Origin of the sequence: Bradyrhizobium sp. 154, assembly GCF_023073875.1 — a bacterium.
In the GTDB taxonomy this organism is placed as follows: Bacteria; Pseudomonadota; Alphaproteobacteria; order Rhizobiales; family Xanthobacteraceae; genus Bradyrhizobium.
The window spans coordinates 1-17,796 of record NZ_JADPKG010000119.1 but is presented as its reverse complement, the minus strand read 5'-3'; the positions used below and the strand labels follow the sequence as shown (position 1 = coordinate 17,796).

Genomic DNA, 17,796 nt, shown 5'->3' with positions numbered 1-17,796 from the left:
AACCACAGACCCCATCAGGCCTTGGCAGGACAAACTCCCAAGGCCTTCGCCGCTACCAAGACCACCGCGATCCAATCAGCGAATTATTGAACATCGACAATTGCGAGGAGCCCTTGCGACGAAGCAATCCAGACTGCGATTGTTGAAAGATTCTGGATTGCTTCGCTCGCAATGCGGGAGTGTGTAGCTACTGTCCGCCCAACAGGCTCAGCACAAACCGGCTGCCCACGATGAACAGATAGCAGCCGAACGCGACTTCCAGCGTTCGCTTCGACATCGCATGGGCGGCTCTTACACCAAGCGGCGCGGTGACGAGGCTCATCGGCATCACCAGCGCGGCGCCGATCAGCGAGACGTAGCCGAGCGCGAACGGAACTTGCAGCGCTACGATGGCCGGATAGGTCGCCGCGGCCGGCCAGCCAGCATAGACGTAGCCGAGCGCGCCGGGGATCGAGATCAGCACGGCGAGCGCCGATGAGGTCGCGACCGCCTGATGGATCGGACGGCCGTAGAACGTCATCAGCAGGTTGGAGAACAGGCCGCCGCCGATGCCCATCAGCGTCGAGAGGATGCCGACGCAGAAGCCGTAGACCCGCATCAACCCGCCCTTCGGCAGATCGCCGCCGAGCTTCCAGCTCTCGCGCGCGAAGACGAGCCTCGCCGCAGCGGCGTAGGCGACGCAGACGAACACGATCTTGAACAGCCGCTCCGGCGCGTAGCGCGCCACCACGCTGCCGGCGACGACGCCAATGACGATTGGCAGCCACCAGAGGCGCAGGATCGCCATGTCGACCGCGCCGCGCCGGTAATGCGCCTGGAACGAGCGAAGCGAGGTCGGGATGATGATCGCTAGCGAGGTGCCGATGCAGAGCGGCATCCGCACCTCTAGCGGCACGCCGACGATGCGGAAGCATTCGTAGAGCACCGGCACGAGGATCGCGCCGCCGCCGATGCCGAACACGCCGGCCAGGAATCCCGAGAGTGCGCCGGTTGCAATCAGCAACAGCACGAGCTCGATGATCTCCTTGATATCAAGACCTGCAATCACCCCTGACCTGCTCCGGCATCGACCCCGAAACCTCCGCTCGGATCGGCTGCTGGCCCAGCTGTAGAAGATCTGATTTGTCCGGTCGACACGCCGCGCCTGCCGCCTCGGGTGGGATGCAGGACGCGCATATCCGCCATCGCGCGGAAAGTCGGTGCGCACGGCAGAATTGGACATGCCTTGTGGTTCGCCCGAGGTGCTTCCGGCGTCATGAACTGGCTGGCTCGAGCGCGATTCAAACCAGCATCGCTTAGAGGCGTTCCAACAGTGATTTCAATGGACCGCGCCGACGCCCGCAAAGGATGAACGAAGATCCGATGTTTCGTTGGTAGGCCTTCGCTCTGGTATACCAAGCCTCTGATTGGCCTTGTTTCATCAAGGCTCTAGAGCTGAACTCGCGTTCGATTTATGGCCATTTGGTGATTGCGCAGGCGAAATCGACTCCGTAAATAGAGCCGACCTTTCCGATCCCCACGCGCCCTTCTGTTGGGCCGCAATAAACATCAAAGCCCATGACCGCACGGATCGAACGACCGCTCTCGCCACACATGCAAGTCTACCGCTGGACGCTGACGATGGCGCTGTCCATCGTCCATCGCGGCACCGGTATCGCCCTCTATGTCGGAACCCTGCTGCTGGTCTGGTGGCTGGTTGCCGCAGCCTCCGGTCCGGCCGCCTACGGCCATGTCCAGGCCTTCGCCGGCAGCATCATCGGCCGGCTGATCGTGTTCGGCTACACCTGGGCGCTGATGCATCATATGCTCAGCGGCATCCGGCATTTCGTGTGGGACCTCGGCTACGGCTTCAAGCACAATGAGCGGGAAGCGCTGACCTGGGGCGCCCTGATCGGCGGCATCGCTCTCACGGTGCTGATCTGGATCATCGCCTATGCGATTGGAGGCGGCCGATGAGTTTTGACGAATCCCACGGCTCGCCGCAGCGTCCCTCGATGCGCACCCCGCTTGGCCGCGTCCGCAATCTCGGCGCCGCGCATTCGGGCACGTCCGATTTCTGGCGCCAGCGCATCACCGGCGTCGCGATGACGCTGCTGATGATCCCGGTGCTGGTGATCATCATGATGCTGCTCGGCCGCAACCAGGTCGGCGCTGCGCAGATTCTCAGCTCCATTCCTGTCGCGGTGATCCTGCTCCTCTTCATCATCGCCAGCGCCTGGCACATGAAGATCGGCATGCAGGTGGTGATCGAGGACTACGTCCATAACGAGAAGCTGAAGCTCACCGCCATCATGCTCAACAACTTCTTCTCGGTCGCCGTGGCGCTCGCCTCGACCTACGCGATCCTGAAACTGTCATCCGGAGTGTAACCCATGGCCACCACAACGAATGGCTCGGGCAAGGGCGCTCCCGCCACCAACGGCAAAGCCTATCCGATCGAAGACCACACCTATGACGTCGTCGTGGTCGGCGCCGGCGGCGCGGGCCTGCGCGCCGTGGTCGGCTGCAGCGAAGCCGGCCTGCGCACCGCCTGCATCACAAAAGTGTTTCCCACCCGCTCGCACACGGTCGCTGCGCAGGGCGGCATCTCCGCCTCGCTCGGCAACATGCACAAGGACGACTGGCGCTGGCACATGTACGACACCGTCAAGGGGTCGGATTGGCTCGGTGACCAGGACGCGATCGAATACATGGTGCGCAACGCGCCCGAAGCGGTCTACGAGCTCGAGCATTGGGGCGTGCCGTTCTCACGCACCGAGGACGGCAAGATCTACCAGCGCCCGTTCGGCGGCATGACGACCGAGTTCGGCAAGGCCCAGGCGCAGCGCACCTGCGCCGCCGCCGACCGCACCGGCCACGCCATGCTCCACACGATGTACGGCCAGTCGCTGCGCCACGCGGCCGAGTTCTTCATCGAGTTCTTCGCCATCGACCTGATCATGGACGACCAGGGCACCTGCCGCGGCGTCATCGCGCTCAAGCTCGACGACGGCACGCTGCACCGCTTCCGCGCCCAGACCACGATCCTGGCCACCGGCGGCTATGGCCGCGCCTATGCCTCCTGCACCTCGGCGCATACCTGCACCGGCGATGGCGGCGGCATGGTGCTGCGCGCCGGCCTGCCGATGCAGGACATGGAGTTCGTCCAATTCCACCCGACCGGCATCTACGGATCGGGCTGTCTCGTCACTGAGGGCGCGCGCGGCGAAGGCGGCTATCTCGTTAACTTCGAGGGCGAGCGCTTCATGGAGCGCTATGCGCCGTCGGCCAAGGATCTCGCCTCACGTGACGTCGTCTCGCGCGCAATGACCATCGAGATCCGCGAAGGGCGCGGCGTCGGCAAGAAGAAGGACCACATCTTCCTGCACCTCGACCATCTCGATCCCGGGGTGCTGGCCGAACGGCTGCCGGGCATCTCCGAATCCGCGAAGATCTTCGCCAATGTCGACGTGACGCGCGAGCCGATCCCGATCGTGCCGACCGTGCACTACAACATGGGCGGCATCCCCACGAACTATCACGGCGAGGTGCTGACCAAGAAGGATGGCGATGACAACGCCATCATCCCGGGCCTGATGGCGATCGGTGAAGCCGCCTGCGTCTCCGTGCACGGCGCCAACCGCCTCGGCTCCAACTCGCTGATCGATCTCGTCGTGTTTGGCCGCGCCGCGGCGCTCCGCCTCGCCGAGAAGCTCACGCCCAACGCCAAGCAGCCCGAGCTGCCGGCGAACTCGGCTGACCTCGCGCTCGGCCGGCTCGATCATTACCGCTACGCCTCCGGCGGTACGCCGACGGCGAAGCTGCGTGAAGGCATGCAGCACGTGATGCAGAACAATTGCGCGGTGTTCCGCACCGGCGAGGTGTTGAGCGAAGGCCAGAACCTGATCCAGAAGGTCCACAGCGGCATCACCGACATCGCGGTGTCCGACCGCTCGCTGGTGTGGAATTCGGACCTCGTCGAGACGCTCGAATTCGACAATCTGATCTCGCAGGCGGTGGTGACGATGAACTCGGCCGCCAACCGCACCGAGAGCCGCGGCGCTCATGCGCGCGAGGATTTCTCCGAACGCGACGACAAGAACTGGATGAAGCACACGCTGGCCTGGCTGGACGAATCCGGCAAGGTCAAGATCGAGTACCGCCCCGTTCACAACTACACCATGACCAACGACGTGCAGTACATCCCGCCGAAGGCGCGCGTGTATTGATCATTGCTTGTCATTGCCGGGCAAAAGGCGCGAAGCGTCGTCTTCAAACCTGATGACCCGGCGATCCATCCTTTAAAGATGGATGCGCGGGTCGAGCCCGCGCATGACGGAAGAAACCAGAGGCAGGACTTATGGTTGAATTCGCACTTCCGAAGAACTCCAAGATCACTGGCGGCAAGACCTGGCCGAAGCCCGCGGGGGCCACCGAGCTCCGCGAGTTCAGGGTCTATCGCTGGAATCCGGACGACGGCAAGAATCCGAGCGTCGACACCTATTACGTCGACACCAATGATTGCGGTCCGATGGTGCTGGACGGCCTGATCTGGATCAAGAACCACATCGATCCGTCGCTGACCTTCCGCCGCTCCTGCCGCGAAGGCGTCTGCGGCTCCTGCGCCATGAACATCGACGGCCAGAACACGCTGGCCTGCACCCGCTCGATGCACGACGTGAAGGACGGCGCGGTGAAGATCAACCCGCTGCCGCATCAGCCGGTCGTCAAGGACCTCGTTCCCGACCTCACCAATTTCTACGCGCAGTACGCCTCGGTCGAGCCGTGGCTGAAGACGACCTCGCCGACGCCGCAGAAGGAATGGCGCCAGAGCCACGAGGATCGCGAGAAGCTTGACGGCCTCTACGAGTGCATCCTGTGTGCCTGCTGCTCGACCTCCTGCCCGAGCTATTGGTGGAACAGCGAGCGCTATCTCGGCCCCGCCGCGCTGCTTCAGGCCAACCGCTGGGTGTCCGATTCGCGCGATGAAGCGACCGGCGAGCGGCTCGACAATCTCGAGGATCCATTCCGCCTCTATCGCTGCCACACCATCATGAACTGCGCCAAGGCCTGCCCGAAGGGCCTGAACCCCGCGGAAGCCATCGCCGAGCTCAAGCTCAAGATGGTCGAGCGCCAGATCTGAGTCGAAATTGATGGTCCCGCCCCGGCCGGGCTGGCCGGGGTATGCTGCGATCGCACGCAATTCGAGGAGAATTTTCTTCAGCCCGCTGCGCGCGCAAATTTTCGGTCCACAACCAAAGGTTCCAGCAGAAGCTGCTTCCTTCCCTGCGCGTGATTCAGTTAAGCTCCGGCCAGGGACGGAGCGACTGTGCAGAGGGCGCAACGCAATTCGCTGAAACTGTTGCAGTGGATGATGGCGGCATCCCTGGCGCTGCCGATTGCGCTGTTCGCCATCGCCGCCACGATCTCCTACACATCGACGAATGACATCGCCGACCGCGAGATCGAGCGCACCCTCGACGTCGCGCATGAGCATGCGCTCAAGGTATTTGAAACCATCGACCGCAGCCTTGCCGAGCTCAACGAGGTCGTGCGCAGCCTTTCCGACGAAACCATCCGCGCGCGCGAACCGGCTTTGCACCGTCGCCTGAAGCGGCTGACCGATTCGCTGCCGCAGCTGAAATCGGCCTGGATCTTCGATGCGGACGGAAAAGCGCTGGTCAACAGCCTCGTCTCGCCGCCGCCGGAGCTGAGCTTTGCGGACCGCGACTACTTCTATGCCCACGTCGACCAGAGCATCGGCACCTTCATCGGCACGGCGCTGACGCCACGCCCGCCCTATCAGGGCGCCCGCTTCTTCGGCGTGAGCCGGCGCCGCGATGCCGATGACGGCCGCTTCATCGGCGTGATCCAGGCCTCGGTCCTGCCGGAATATTTCGAGAGCTTTTATGCCAGGATCGGCTCCGATCCCGGCAGCTTCTTCGCAATGGGACGCACGGACGGCGCACTGCTCGCGCATTTCCCGCGGCTCGACCACGACCTGCGGCTCGATCCGGGTGGCCCGGTTGGCCAAAAGATCGCGACAAGCCCCGAGCACGGCCTCATGACCATCGCCTGGCCGTTGGACGGGATTGAGCGCCGCATCGGCTACCGGCGCATCGCCGAATATCCGATCTATGTCAGCGCCGGGCTCGAAAGCTCGGCCATCCGGGCACGCTGGTTCGCCACCATGGGCCAGCATCTGGTGTTCGGCATTCCCGCGACGGCGCTGCTCTTCCTGCTGCTCGCCTTCGCGTTCCGCCGCACCCAGCATCTCCAGGCCGAGGCCGCAGCGCGGCGAGAAGCCGAGGACGCGCTCAAGCACAGTCAGCGCCTGGAGGCGCTCGGGCAGCTCACCGGCGGCGTCGCGCACGACTTCAACAATCTGCTGACGGTGATCCGCGCCTCGGTCGACCTGCTGAATCGCCCGCAACTGACCGAGGAGCGGCGGCAGCGCTACATCACGGCCATCGCGGACGCAGTTGCGCGCGCCGCCAAGCTGACCTCGCAGCTCCTCGCCTTCGCGCGGCGCCAGACCCTGAAGCCGGAAGTGTTTGATGTCGGACAGCGGATGCAGTCGCTGCATGACATGCTGGCAACGCTGCTCGGGCCCGCCATCGAGATCGTCACGCGGCTGCCGGCCGAACCCTGCCTCGTCAACGCCGATGCCGGCCAGTTCGAGACGGCGCTGATCAACATGGCGACCAATGCGCGCGATGCCATGCAGGGAAAGGGCAGGATCACCTTCGAGGTCGAGGCCGCGACGACCATTCCGGATACGCTGGCCCCCGGCGCCCATGGCTACATAAGCGTCACCGTCCGCGACACCGGGATCGGCATTCCTGCGGCGCGGCTCGGGCGCATCTTCGAGCCGTTCTTCACCACCAAGCAGGTCGGCCACGGCACCGGTCTCGGCCTGTCCCAGGTGTTCGGTTTCGCCCGGCAATCCGGCGGCGAGGTGACGGTCACGAGCGAGGTGGGACAAGGCAGCACCTTCTCGCTCTATCTGCCGCGCGTGCCGCTGGAGCTGCGGCCGCAGCGGCAGGCGCCGAGCACGGCGCCGGCGGTGGCCGGCAGCGGCATGTCGGTGCTGGTGGTCGAGGACAACATCGAGCTCGCCAATTTTGCCGCCGACGGGCTGACCGAGCTCGGTTACAGCATCACGCTGGTCGACAATGCGACCGATGCGCTTGCCGAGCTCGTCGTGGACGCCGATCGTTTCGACGTCGTGTTCTCGGACGTGGTGATGCCTGGGATGACCGGGCTCGACCTGGCGCAGGCGGTCCGCGACCGTGGCATCTGCGTGCCGGTCGTGCTGACCACGGGCTACAGCCAGGCTCTATCCCAGGATGGCGCCGCCGAGTTCGATCTCGTGCAGAAGCCCTATTCGATCGAAGAATTGTCGCGCGTGCTCCACCGGACCGCCCGGCTGCGGCGCGTCCGGGACGGCGCCGCCGAATGAACCGGCGCTCGGAACCCAAGGGAACCGTTTGATTTCCTTTGCGTTGTCCGCCCATGCACAAGCCGGCCACGAAACGCGAACAGGGCAAGAATCCGTCCATTGTCGAGATCAAAGGCGAGAACGGCGATGACGTGGCGCCGCCGCCGCCCGAACTGCTCGAACCGGACCCCGAACTGTCGCCCGAAGAAGCCGAGCAGGCCCGCAAGGACTATCTGCTGACGCGCTTCTGGATCAGCGCGCGCGGCTTCTGGGGCCGTAACGGCGATCCCATGGCCTGGCCGTTCTCGATCGGCCTCGGCATGCTGATCGTCCTGACCGTCGGCTTCCAATACGGCATCAACGTCTGGAATCGCGCGATCTTCGACGCCATCGAGAAGCGCGATGCGACGAGCGTCTTCCATCTCACGGCGCTGTTCTTCCCGCTCGCAATCGGCAGCATCGTGCTCGGCGTCGCCCAGGTGTTCGCGCGGATGAGCATCCAGCGGCGCTGGCGAGCCTGGCTCACGAGCAGCGTGCTGACGCGCTGGCTCGCCAACGGCCGCTATTATCAGCTTAACCTCGTCGGCGGCGACCACAAGAATCCCGAATACCGCATCGCCGAGGATCTGCGCATTGCGACCGACTCGCCGGTCGATTTCCTCGCCGGCGTCACGTCCGCGCTGCTGTCGGCCGTGACCTTCATCATCGTGCTCTGGACCATCGGCGGCGCACTCACCGTCAGGCTCGGCGGCTTAAGCCTCACCATTCCCGGCTTCCTGGTGATCGCCGCGATCCTCTACGCCGCGATCGCCTCCAGCTCGATCCTGGTGATCGGCCGCCGCTTCGTGCAGGTCTCCGAGGACAAGAACCAGGCCGAAGCCGATTTCCGCTACACGCTGACGCGCGTGCGCGAACATGGCGAGAGCATCGCGCTGCTCGGCGGCGAACAGGAGGAGCGCGACGGCATCGACCGCAATTTCACCAGCGTACTTCGGCAATGGGCGCGCCTGGCCGGACAGCACATGCGGACGACGCTTGTCTCGCAGGGCTCCAGCCTCGTCGCGCCCGTGGTCCCCCTCCTGCTCTGTGCGCCAAAATTCCTCGACGGCAGCATGACGCTGGGACAGGTCATGCAGGCGGCCTCCGCCTTCACCATCGTGCAGAGCGCGTTCGGCTGGCTGGTCGACAATTATCCGCGACTCGCCGACTGGAACGCCTGCGCGCGGCGCATCGCCTCACTGATGATGTCGCTCGATGGTCTCGAACGTGCCGAGCAAGGCGATGGGCTTGGCCGCATCAAGCGCGGCGAGACCAGCAATGACGCCATGCTGGAGTTGAAAGACCTTTCTGTCACGCTGGACGACGGCACCGCCGTGGTCGGCGAGACAGAGGTGGTGATCGAGCCGGGCGAGCGGCTTCTGGTCGCCGGCGAATCCGGCACCGGCAAGAGCACGCTGGTGCGCGCCATTGCGGGGTTATGGCCGTGGGGCGGCGGCAGCGTCAATTTCCATCCCGACCGGCGGCTGTTCATGCTGCCGCAGCGGCCCTACGTACCCTCGGGATCGTTGCGCCGCGCGGTGGCCTATCCCGGCGCCGCTGACGATTGGACGATCGAGGAGATCGGCAAGGCCCTGCGCAAGGTCGGCCTCGATCACCTCAAGGACAAGATCGAGGAGGAGGCGCCATGGGACCAGACGCTATCAGGCGGCGAGAAGCAGCGCCTCGCATTTGCGCGGCTGCTGCTGCACAGTCCCGACATCATCGTGCTCGATGAGGCCACATCCGCGCTCGACGAGAAGAGCCAGGACAAGATGATGAAGATGGTCACCGACGAGCTGCCGAAGGCGACCATCGTCAGCGTCGCACATCGCGCCGAGCTGGAGGCTTTCCACAGCCGCAAGATTGTGCTGGAGCGCCGCAAGGGCGGCGCCAAGCTCGTCAGCGACGTCGAACTAATCCCGCGCAAGGGCAAGCGCAGGCTGCTCGGCCGCTTCCTGCGCCAGCGCATGGCCCCGCCGAAGAAGGCGGCGTGACTCTCTTTGCGCCGTCCCGGCCGTTATGACCCGCATCGAGCGTTGGAGTCCCTCGCAAAACCGGCTATGCATGCGCCGCTTGCAATAAGGACCGCCTGCTTGACGACCGACAACGCCCCTTCGTCCGCGCCGTTCGGCGCGTTTGCGCCGAACGCGGCGCAGGCCGCTCTCATTCGCCTGGCCCAACAGTCCGGGCTGAAGCGCGGCGCATTCCGGCCCTGGATGTCGCGGCTGGTCAATCTGCTGCGCGGCGGCCCGGTCGACGTGCAATATCAGGGCGCTTCGTTCCGCTTCTATCACCAGGGCAGCGCGACCGAGCGCGGTGCGCTGTTCAATCCCGACTACAATCTCGACGAGCTCGATTTCCTGCGTGAGCACACCCCGGCGGGCGGCACATTCGTCGACGTCGGCGCCAATGTCGGCACGTTTGCGCTGGTGATGGCGCGGCAGGTCGGCACCACAGGCAAGGTCGTGGCGATCGAGCCGCATCCGACGACGTTTGCGCGGCTCGCGTTCAATCACGCCGCATCGAACGCGATGCAGGTGCGCCTGGTGCAGGCCGCTGCCGGTGACAGCGACGGCGAGCTGATGATCGAGAGCGGCGGCGGTAATCTCGGTGCCACGCACGTCGTCACCGGCACGGCGAGCGCTGATGCGATCAAGGTCCCCTCGCTGCGCCTGACCCGTATCCTCGACGAGGCCGGCGTCACGCAGATCGATTCGCTCAAGATCGATGTCGAAGGCTTCGAGGACCGCGTGCTGATCCGCTTCTTCCGCGACGCGCCGCCATCGCTGTGGCCCCGCGCCGTGGTGATCGAACACCTGTCACAAAACGAATGGCAGCAGGATTGTATTGCCGACATGGTGGCGCGCGGCTTTGCCATCGCGCGCAAGACGCGCAGCAATACGTTCCTGTCGCGCTGACAGGGACGAACAACGGAGGTTGCGATGCTGGATCACATGGGATTCTCGGTCTCCGACTATGAGCGCGCCAAGGCGTTCTACGCCAAGGCGCTGGCGCCGCTCGGTTACAGCCTGATCATGGAAGTGACGGCAGAGCAAACCGGGCACGCCGCAGCCGCAGGGTTCGGCGCCGACGGCAAGCCGGATTTCTGGTTCGGCGGCGAAGGCGCGATGAACAAGCCGGTGCACATCGCGATCGCAGCCAAGGACCGCGCCACGGTGGACGCGTTCTACAAGGCGGCGATAGCGGCGGGCGGACGCGACAACGGGCCGCCCGGCATCCGCCCGCATTATCATGCGAACTATTACGGCGCCTTCGTGCTCGATCCCGACGGGCACAACATCGAGGCCGTCTGCCACGCACCGGAATAAGCCGCGCTCCATACCCCGCGAACAGGGAACATCGGCACGGCATCATCGTTATCGTTCTCTGGGCCATTGATCACGAAGGTGCCGATGCCAATCGAGCCGCCAGAGATTCCACCGACAACACCGGGCACTCCAACCGAGCCGCCTCCTGGAATTCCGCCGGGCAATCCGCAGCCCGACATCACGCCGCCGATGCGCGAGCCCGGCGAAACACCGCGGCCGGATGAATTGCCCGGCCATGTTCCCGAAGAGATTCCACGACGCGGGCCGAACGGACCGCTCACGCCCAATCCCGCAACGGACGCGCGTTCGCCGGGAGATCCCACATGAGGCGAGCGATCACATGCGGGGCGATTGCAACCTGCGTCTGAATGCGCAATGAACGTCGTCATAATGAAGTTATTTGCGTGCAGAAATAAATCGGGCCCCGACCGCTTGGCCCGCCACATTCCGGCCTAACGCGTAGCTGTTCATCCCAACACTTCGTCAAAGAACCTTCCGGGGAAGTTCACCACCATGACCAACCTTCGTCTCGTGCTGCTTGCAACGACGGCTCTGACCGCGATGCAATTCGCAAGCTCCGCATCGCATGCGCAAAGTGCGCCGCCGCTCGTCGTCGCGCAGGCCCAGCCACAAGAGACTGGCCCTGACGGAAAACCGAAGCAGCCTCCGAAGGGACCGCCAGCGGCCGCGCCGCCTGCAGCGCCCGCGCGCCCGGCCGCACCGCCGCCCGCGGCTGCACCGCCCCATCCACCCGCCGCGCCGCCGCCCGCCGCCGCACCGCCGCGCCCGACAGCGCCGCCTCCGCCTCCACCTGCGGCCCGTCCGGCTCCGCCGCCGCCACCTCCGCCGCCTGCCGCACCGAAGCAGCCTTCGCCGCCGCCGGCTGCGGCGCCACAGCAGCATGCGCCGACACCGCCCCCTCCGGCACCGCCTGCAGCACGTCCGGCTCCCACGCCGCCTCCCGCCGCAGCTCCGCAGCAGCATGCGCCGACGCCACCGCCGCCTGCAGCTCGCCCGACACCAACGCCGCCTCCTGCCGCGCAGCCGCATACGCCGCCTCCGGCACCGTCCGGCGCACGCCCGGCGCCGACGCCACCGGCCCCGCCCGCAGCAGCGCCTCAAGGCCGCCCGACGGCGACGCCTTCGCCTTCGCCCGCAGCGCCGCCGGCACGACCTGGCGCGCCTGCCCCGACCGCCGCGCCTGCACCGACTGCGTCACCAGCCCCGACGCCTGCGCCGACCGCGACGCCGGCTCCCGGGAGCACGCCCGGCGCGCCGCCGGCTGGACGCCCGGGTGCGCCGCCGCCGGGACGCCCGGGCGCGCCACCGGCTGCAGGATCGCCAGCTCCCGGCGCAACGCCCGCTCCAACGGCGACACCGTCACCAGGCGCCGGCACCCCGACGCCGCTGCCCGGACGTCCCGGTGCAGCATCGACGCCTGCTCCCGGCGCAACACCAGCCCCGGGCGCGACACCAACGCCTGGCCCTCAGGGCGGTACGCCGCCTGCGGGTGCGCCCGCTGCCGGAGCTCCGCCCGCGTCGCCGCAAGCCGGCGCCCCGGCCCGGCCGCCGGCGCCTCCCGCCGGTGCCGCGGCACCAAGTGTCGTCCCTGGCACGGCAGCCGCAGCACCACCGCCGAACCGGGCGCAATACGCTCCGCCCACGGTTGCGCCGGCCTTCCGGGCCGCGCCCACCGTAGCAGCACCATTGCCGCCTCCGCCGCGTCCGCCGCAGCGTGACCTGACGCCGCTCGCGATCGGCGCAGGCGTGGTGGCCGGCGTCGCGATCGGCGCCACCATCGCCGACCTCCACAACCAGCGGCGTGAGGTCGTCGAAGGCGGCCGTACCGTCTATACCGAGCCGGATCGCATCATCATCCGCGATCCGGGCGGGCAGGCCTATGTCCGCGGCAACGATCTCTATCGCTTCCGCTACGGCGCCCGCGACATCCGCACCGACACAGTCGGCGGCGAAACCCGCACCGTCGTGGTCCGCCCTGACGGCAGCGAGGTGATCACCGTGGTCGGTGCGGACGGTTCGCTGCTGCGCCGAATCCGCAGGGATCCCGGCGGGCGCGAGATCGTCATCATCGACAACAGCTACCGGGATCCGCGCGCGATCGGCGGGTTCTATGTCGACGTGCCGCCGCCGGTGGTCAACATTCCCTATGATCGCTACATCGTCGATGCCCAGGAGGCGTCGCCGGACGTGATCTACGCGACCATGCAGGCACCGCCGGTGCAGCGGATCGATCGGCGTTACTCGCTCGACGAGATCCGCTACAGCCCCAATGTTCGCATGCAGATGCCGAGCATCGACGTCAACACGATCAACTTCGAGACCGGATCGTGGACCATCCCGCCGGACCAGGCGGCACGGCTGCAGGTGATCGCCGACGGCCTCAACCAGGCGATTCAGCGCAACCCGCGCGAGGTGTTCCTGATCGAGGGACATACTGACGCGGTCGGCAACGAGGTCGACAATCTATCGCTGTCGGACCGCCGCGCGCAGTCGGCGGCCGAATTGCTGACGCAGCAATTCGGTGTGCCCGCGGAGAACCTGACGTCGCAAGGCTACGGCGAGCAGTATCTGAAGGAGCAGACGCAAGGGCCGAGCCTGATCAACCGGCGCGTCACCATCCGCCGCATCACACCGCTGCTCAATGGCGGCCAGGCCTCGCTGCCGCCGCCCCCGCCCGGCACCGCGCCGCCGCGCTGAGACGAAGCATACGAACGCAAATGGCCGGGAGCGATCCCGGCCATTTTTGTTTGGACAGCATCGCCGCTACGGCCGAGCGGCCAGCCCAAGCGCGTCGACCATGAGGCGAAAGACCTCGGTATTGTCCATCGAACCGCGCACACCATCGTTGCCTGGCCCTGCCGCCGTGAGGATGACGTCCTCACCCGAATGCACACTGGCGCCGATCATCGCCGGCAGATTGCCCGGGCGCAGCACGACGCCTGGAACATCCTTGTATTTGTCGTTGGCCTTGAAGGTCCCGTCCTCGCCACCCTTCACGGTCGGCTCGTTGGGATTGTCGAGCTTCGGGCGGAACGTCTCGTAATGGTCCGGCAGACTGGCCGAGAAGATGGCGAGCCGCCGGCTCACGTCCACGCGTGCCGGATAGCCCTCCGCATCCGCAGCCGGATAATTGGGAAATCCGGCCTGCTCGTAGACGCCGACGCGCTCGCGCAGCGGCACGTTGGCCGCAGTGCCCATGTCATCATTCACCGTACCGACGAGGCTGTTGGGATGATTGTGGTCCGCCACCACCAGAATGAGGGTGTCGTCGCCACGCGCATGCGCCCATTCACGTGTCTGGCGCACAGCATTGTCGAGCATGATCGTGTCGTAGACGGCTCGCTCCATGTCGAGCAAATGCGCGTATTTGTCGATCATCCCGGACTCGACCATCAGGAAGAAACCGGCCTCATTCCGCGACAAGAGTTTCAGCGCCGCCTGCACCTGCTCGGTCAGGTCGGGCTGCTCGGGGAATTTCCTGACGCCGCCGCCCTTCAGGAATTTGCGGTCCAGTGCGCCGTCCATGTTTCCCGTGGCGAAGAGGCCGAGCAGCTTGCCCGTCTCCGGCTTGGCCGCGAAAGCGCCGAGCTCACGCGCGGTCGTCGCCACCTGATAGCCTGCATCGCGAAACTTCGCGATGTAATCGGTCTCGTCCTTGCGTTTCGAGCCGGCGGCGGATTTCGGCAGAAAATTTGCGCTGCCGCCGCCCATCAGCACATCCGGCTTCGCCGCGAAGAATTGCTCGACGATCTCGTCATAGGCGGCGCGCCGGCGGGTGTGCGCAAGCATCGCCGCCGGCGTCGCGTCCTCGATCTCGGTATTGGTGACGATACCGATCGCCATGTCGAGCCGCCTCCTGGCGAGGCTCGTGATCGTTTCGACCCGGGGATCGTCAAACGGGCTTGCGGTGCGATCCGCATAGACGCCCAAAGCGTTGACGGCGCTCTTGTGCCCGGTCGCATAAGCGCTGGCCGAATTCGCGGAGTCCGTGATGATCGAGTCCGAGCCCGCAGTCGCCACCAGTGCCATGTGAGGCATGTCGTCGATGGCGAGCTTGCCGGGGCTTTTGCCCTCCGAAATGCCCTTGGACAGGATGCGGGCTGCGACCCGATGGGCCGGCGACATACCATCACCGATGAACAGGATGACGTTCTTCGCCTTGCGCGGACCCGTGTCGTAGACCGTCCATGTGACGCTGCGCTGGCGCGTGCCGTCGCTCACGTCCACAGCAATGCTGCCGGGCGTGGTCAGTGTAACGTCGCGCAGGACGAGGGCCGACTGTTCCTTGCCGTCCTCGCGATCGACGAAAGTCCCGGAGCGGCCGAACGCGATTGCGTAATCTGCGCCGTTCACCGTCACCTTCAACTTGGCCGGGTCAACCGGCCCGGGGAGTTCGACCTTAAAATCGAATTGAGCTCCGGCCAGGATCTCGGCACGATCAATCGGATAGATCGTCTGCGCCGACACTGGCGTTGTCCAAAGAAGGACGATGAGAGAGGCGACGGCCGACTGCTTGACCATGTTCGATGCTCCGCGCTGCCCATTCCGGGGAAGCAAGGAGCCTAGCGGCCGTCAATGACACCGTCATTATGTCGTGCATCGCCCGATTGGGGCGACAAAGGGCTCAATCCTTGTCGCTCTCCAGCCGGAAGATCTGCGAGCCTTCGCTACCCGACAGCAGCCCGGTGTCGCTGTAGAGTTTTAGCTTGGTGCGCGTGTCGGCGATGTCGAGGTTGCGCATGGTGAGCTGGCCGATTCGGTCGGCCGGCGTGAAGGCTGCGTCCTCGACTTTCTCCATGCTGAGCCGCTCGGGCGCGTAGGTGAGATTGGGGCTCTCGGTGTTGAGGATCGAGTAGTCGTTGCCGCGGCGCAGCTCCAGCGCGACTTCGCCGCTGACGGCGCGCGCGACCCAGCGCTGCGCGGTCTCGCGCAGCATCAGGGCCTGCGAGTCGAACCAGCGGCCCTGATAGAGCAGCCGGCCGAGGCGCATGCCGCTGATGCGGTACTGCTCGATGGTGTCCTCGTTGTGGATGCCGGTGACGAGGCGCTCATAGGCGATGTGCAAGAGCGCCATGCCGGGCGCCTCATAGATGCCGCGGCTCTTGGCTTCGATGATGCGGTTCTCGATCTGGTCGCTCATGCCGAGGCCGTGGCGGCCGCCGATGGCGTTGGCCTCGAGGAACAGCGCGACGGCATCAGAGAAGGTCTGGCCGTTGAGCGCAACCGGCTGGCCTTCCTCGAAACGCACCACGACCTTCTCGGCCTTGACGGCGCAGTCGTCGCGCCAGAACGGCACGCCCATGATCGGGTTGACGATCTTGATGCCGCTGTCGAGGCTCTCGAGATCCTTGGCCTCGTGCGTGGCGCCGAGCAGATTGCTGTCGGTCGAATACGCCTTCTCGGCGCTCATCTTGTAGGCGAAGCCCTGGGCCGTCATGAACGCCGACATTTCGGCGCGGCCGCCGAGCTCGTCGATGAACTGCTGGTCGAGCCAGGGCTTGTAGATCTTCAGGCTCGGATTGGTCAGCAGGCCGTAGCGGTAGAAGCGCTCGATGTCGTTGCCCTTGAAGGTCGAGCCGTCGCCCCAGATGTTGACGCCGTCCTCCTTCATCGCCGCGACCAGCATCGTGCCGGTGACGGCGCGCCCCAGAGGCGTGGTGTTGAAATAGGTGATGCCGCCGGTTGAGATATGGAAGGCGCCCGACTGGATCGCGGCGATGCCTTCGTGGACGAGTTGCGTGCGGCAATCGACCAGCCGGGCCTTCTCGGCGCCGAACTCCATCGCCTTGCGCGGAATCTCGTTGTAGTCGGCTTCATCAGGCTGGCCGAGATTGGCGGTGTAGGCGTAGCAGCGTGCGCCCTTCTGCTTCATCCAGAGCAGCGCCGCAGAGGTGTCGAGGCCGCCCGAAAAAGCAATGCCGACTTTCTCACCCTTGGGCAGGCTTTTCAGGATCGTGGTCATGGTGCTTCCAATCGGGTCTCAAGGGCTGATGTCGGGGCGGGTTTGACCCGCGCGAATATCAAATTTCGCAGGGGTGGGCACGCATTTAATATAATAGCTCAAACCGAGGGCTCGGGACCGGTCTTGCGCCCGAACAGGCGCTGGCGGATCCGGTAGGCGGGCATGTTCAGCCGCGTCAGGGCGGCGTCGACCGCCTCATCTGAAAACCGTGTCCGCGGCCAGCGGTAGATCAGCGCGTAGGCGAACCAGATCACCACAAAGGTCACGAGGCCCGCAATCGAGACATCGGTGAAGAAGTGCCCGCCGAAGGCCATGCGCAGCCCGCTCGTGACAGCGCCAAAGATCACGGCTCCAGCATAGGCCAGCGGACGCCACGCCGGCGGCGCCAGCGCGGCCGGCGCCAGCGTCCAGAATGCCGTCGCGCCTTCGCCGGAGAAGAACGAGCAGTTGCGCGCGCAACCGCCGCGCGGATCCCACCACGGTACGAATTGCTGATCGCCGGCGAACTCGGTCACCACCACCGGACGCGGGCGGCCCCAATAGGTCTTGAAGGTGAGGTTGGTCAGAATGCCGGCCGACAGGATGATCGTGACCAGCAGGAACACGATCGCGCGCCCAGATACCATCAAGGGACGATCGGGCCTGATCATCTTGACCACGAGCGCCACGAGCGACGGCAGCACGAAGGCCCAGGCGACCCACATCGCAGCATCACGCGCGACGCCGGCCCAGCCATTCAGCTTGAGCGGAAAGGTTTTCGTTTCGCCGTCGAAGAAGAGCGACGCGAGCTTGAGGTCGAGCTCGGGATAGAGGCCGAAGACAAGGCCGATCACGAGCCACAGCGAAAGGGCGATGAAGAGTCCGGTCCGGTTCATGGCGCGCGGTTTAGCGGAGCAGGGCGGAGATGAAAACCCCAACGGCGGTCCTGAGCAACCGGCGACATGGGTAACAGTTCAAACCGACGACATGGGTAACACAATTCTCGTTTCGTTCAGGCCTGCTGTTGTTGGGGCTGTGGACCCTGG

General features: G+C 65.6%; 14 protein-coding genes. 10 read left to right on the top strand and 4 right to left on the bottom strand.

Features of this window, described 5'->3' with window-relative positions; all coding sequences use genetic code 11:
* Positions 1 to 187: 187 nt before the first annotated feature.
* The gene (locus tag IVA92_RS33070; protein ID WP_247276142.1) at positions 188 to 1,048 is read right to left on the bottom strand and encodes a sulfite exporter TauE/SafE family protein; all 861 of its coding nucleotides are present in this window, start codon (positions 1,046 to 1,048) and stop codon (positions 188 to 190) included.
* A gap of 509 nt (positions 1,049 to 1,557) precedes the next feature.
* On the opposite strand from IVA92_RS33070, the gene sdhC reads away from it, so the two are divergent.
* The 10 genes from sdhC (at position 1,558) to IVA92_RS33020 (ending at position 13,506) form a co-directional block, all read left to right on the top strand.
* Entirely contained in the window at positions 1,558 to 1,956 is a 399-nt protein-coding gene (sdhC, locus tag IVA92_RS33065; protein ID WP_247276141.1) for a succinate dehydrogenase, cytochrome b556 subunit, read from the top strand.
* Positions 1,953 to 2,369 (top strand): succinate dehydrogenase, hydrophobic membrane anchor protein, encoded by a 417-nt coding sequence (gene sdhD / locus IVA92_RS33060; protein WP_247276140.1) that lies wholly within the window; start codon positions 1,953 to 1,955, stop codon positions 2,367 to 2,369. The genes sdhC and sdhD overlap by 4 nt, the downstream gene beginning before the upstream one ends.
* Positions 2,370 to 2,372: 3 nt before the next feature.
* Positions 2,373 to 4,208 carry a succinate dehydrogenase flavoprotein subunit gene (gene sdhA / locus IVA92_RS33055; RefSeq protein WP_247276139.1) on the top strand — a complete coding sequence of 612 codons (1,836 nt, stop codon included), beginning with the start codon at positions 2,373 to 2,375 and terminating at the stop codon, positions 4,206 to 4,208.
* 131 nt (positions 4,209 to 4,339) lie between these two features.
* The gene (locus IVA92_RS33050; protein WP_247276138.1) at positions 4,340 to 5,122 is read left to right on the top strand and encodes a succinate dehydrogenase iron-sulfur subunit; all 783 of its coding nucleotides are present in this window, start codon (positions 4,340 to 4,342) and stop codon (positions 5,120 to 5,122) included.
* A gap of 186 nt (positions 5,123 to 5,308) precedes the next feature.
* The gene (locus tag IVA92_RS33045) at positions 5,309 to 7,441 is read left to right on the top strand and encodes a hybrid sensor histidine kinase/response regulator (protein ID WP_247276137.1); all 2,133 of its coding nucleotides are present in this window, start codon (positions 5,309 to 5,311) and stop codon (positions 7,439 to 7,441) included.
* A 53-nt stretch (positions 7,442 to 7,494) separates the two neighbouring features.
* Entirely contained in the window at positions 7,495 to 9,453 is a 1,959-nt protein-coding gene (locus IVA92_RS33040; protein ID WP_247276136.1) for an ABC transporter ATP-binding protein/permease, read from the top strand.
* 99 nt (positions 9,454 to 9,552) lie between these two features.
* On the top strand, positions 9,553 to 10,377 hold the full coding sequence (locus IVA92_RS33035; protein WP_247276135.1) for an FkbM family methyltransferase: 825 nt from the start codon (positions 9,553 to 9,555) through the stop codon (positions 10,375 to 10,377).
* A gap of 24 nt (positions 10,378 to 10,401) precedes the next feature.
* Positions 10,402 to 10,788 carry a VOC family protein gene (locus IVA92_RS33030; protein WP_247276134.1) on the top strand — a complete coding sequence of 129 codons (387 nt, stop codon included), beginning with the start codon at positions 10,402 to 10,404 and terminating at the stop codon, positions 10,786 to 10,788.
* A gap of 84 nt (positions 10,789 to 10,872) precedes the next feature.
* Complete coding sequence (locus IVA92_RS33025; RefSeq protein WP_247276133.1) at positions 10,873 to 11,115, top strand: hypothetical protein; 243 nt, start codon at positions 10,873 to 10,875, stop codon at positions 11,113 to 11,115.
* Between the two features lie 186 nt (positions 11,116 to 11,301).
* Positions 11,302 to 13,506 carry an OmpA family protein gene (locus IVA92_RS33020; RefSeq protein ID WP_247276132.1) on the top strand — a complete coding sequence of 735 codons (2,205 nt, stop codon included), beginning with the start codon at positions 11,302 to 11,304 and terminating at the stop codon, positions 13,504 to 13,506.
* Between the two features lie 66 nt (positions 13,507 to 13,572).
* On the opposite strand, the gene IVA92_RS33015 is transcribed toward IVA92_RS33020, so the two are convergent.
* From IVA92_RS33015 to IVA92_RS33005, 3 genes are all read right to left on the bottom strand, one after another.
* Positions 13,573 to 15,330 (bottom strand): alkaline phosphatase, encoded by a 1,758-nt coding sequence (locus tag IVA92_RS33015; RefSeq protein ID WP_247276131.1) that lies wholly within the window; start codon positions 15,328 to 15,330, stop codon positions 13,573 to 13,575.
* A gap of 103 nt (positions 15,331 to 15,433) precedes the next feature.
* The gene (argG, locus tag IVA92_RS33010) at positions 15,434 to 16,771 is read right to left on the bottom strand and encodes an argininosuccinate synthase (protein ID WP_247276130.1); all 1,338 of its coding nucleotides are present in this window, start codon (positions 16,769 to 16,771) and stop codon (positions 15,434 to 15,436) included.
* Between the two features lie 98 nt (positions 16,772 to 16,869).
* Entirely contained in the window at positions 16,870 to 17,646 is a 777-nt protein-coding gene (locus IVA92_RS33005) for a phosphatase PAP2 family protein (protein WP_247276129.1), read from the bottom strand.
* Positions 17,647 to 17,796 lie beyond the last annotated feature (150 nt).

Excerpts from the sequence above, each read along its gene's own strand:
- sdhA (WP_247276139.1), top strand. The coding sequence starts at position 2,373 with ATGGCCACCACAACGAATGGCTCGGGCAAGGGCGCTCCCGCCACCAAC.
- sdhD (WP_247276140.1), top strand. The coding sequence starts at position 1,953 with ATGAGTTTTGACGAATCCCACGGCTCGCCGCAGCGTCCCTCGATGCGC.
- IVA92_RS33025 (WP_247276133.1), top strand. The coding sequence starts at position 10,873 with ATGCCAATCGAGCCGCCAGAGATTCCACCGACAACACCGGGCACTCCA.
- IVA92_RS33030 (WP_247276134.1), top strand. The coding sequence starts at position 10,402 with ATGCTGGATCACATGGGATTCTCGGTCTCCGACTATGAGCGCGCCAAG.
- IVA92_RS33040 (WP_247276136.1), top strand. The coding sequence starts at position 7,495 with ATGCACAAGCCGGCCACGAAACGCGAACAGGGCAAGAATCCGTCCATT.
- IVA92_RS33005 (WP_247276129.1), bottom strand. The coding sequence starts at position 17,646 with ATGAACCGGACCGGACTCTTCATCGCCCTTTCGCTGTGGCTCGTGATC.
- IVA92_RS33050 (WP_247276138.1), top strand. The coding sequence starts at position 4,340 with ATGGTTGAATTCGCACTTCCGAAGAACTCCAAGATCACTGGCGGCAAG.
- argG (WP_247276130.1), bottom strand. The coding sequence starts at position 16,771 with ATGACCACGATCCTGAAAAGCCTGCCCAAGGGTGAGAAAGTCGGCATT.
- IVA92_RS33020 (WP_247276132.1), top strand. The coding sequence starts at position 11,302 with ATGACCAACCTTCGTCTCGTGCTGCTTGCAACGACGGCTCTGACCGCG.
- sdhC (WP_247276141.1), top strand. The coding sequence starts at position 1,558 with ATGACCGCACGGATCGAACGACCGCTCTCGCCACACATGCAAGTCTAC.
- IVA92_RS33015 (WP_247276131.1), bottom strand. The coding sequence starts at position 15,330 with ATGGTCAAGCAGTCGGCCGTCGCCTCTCTCATCGTCCTTCTTTGGACA.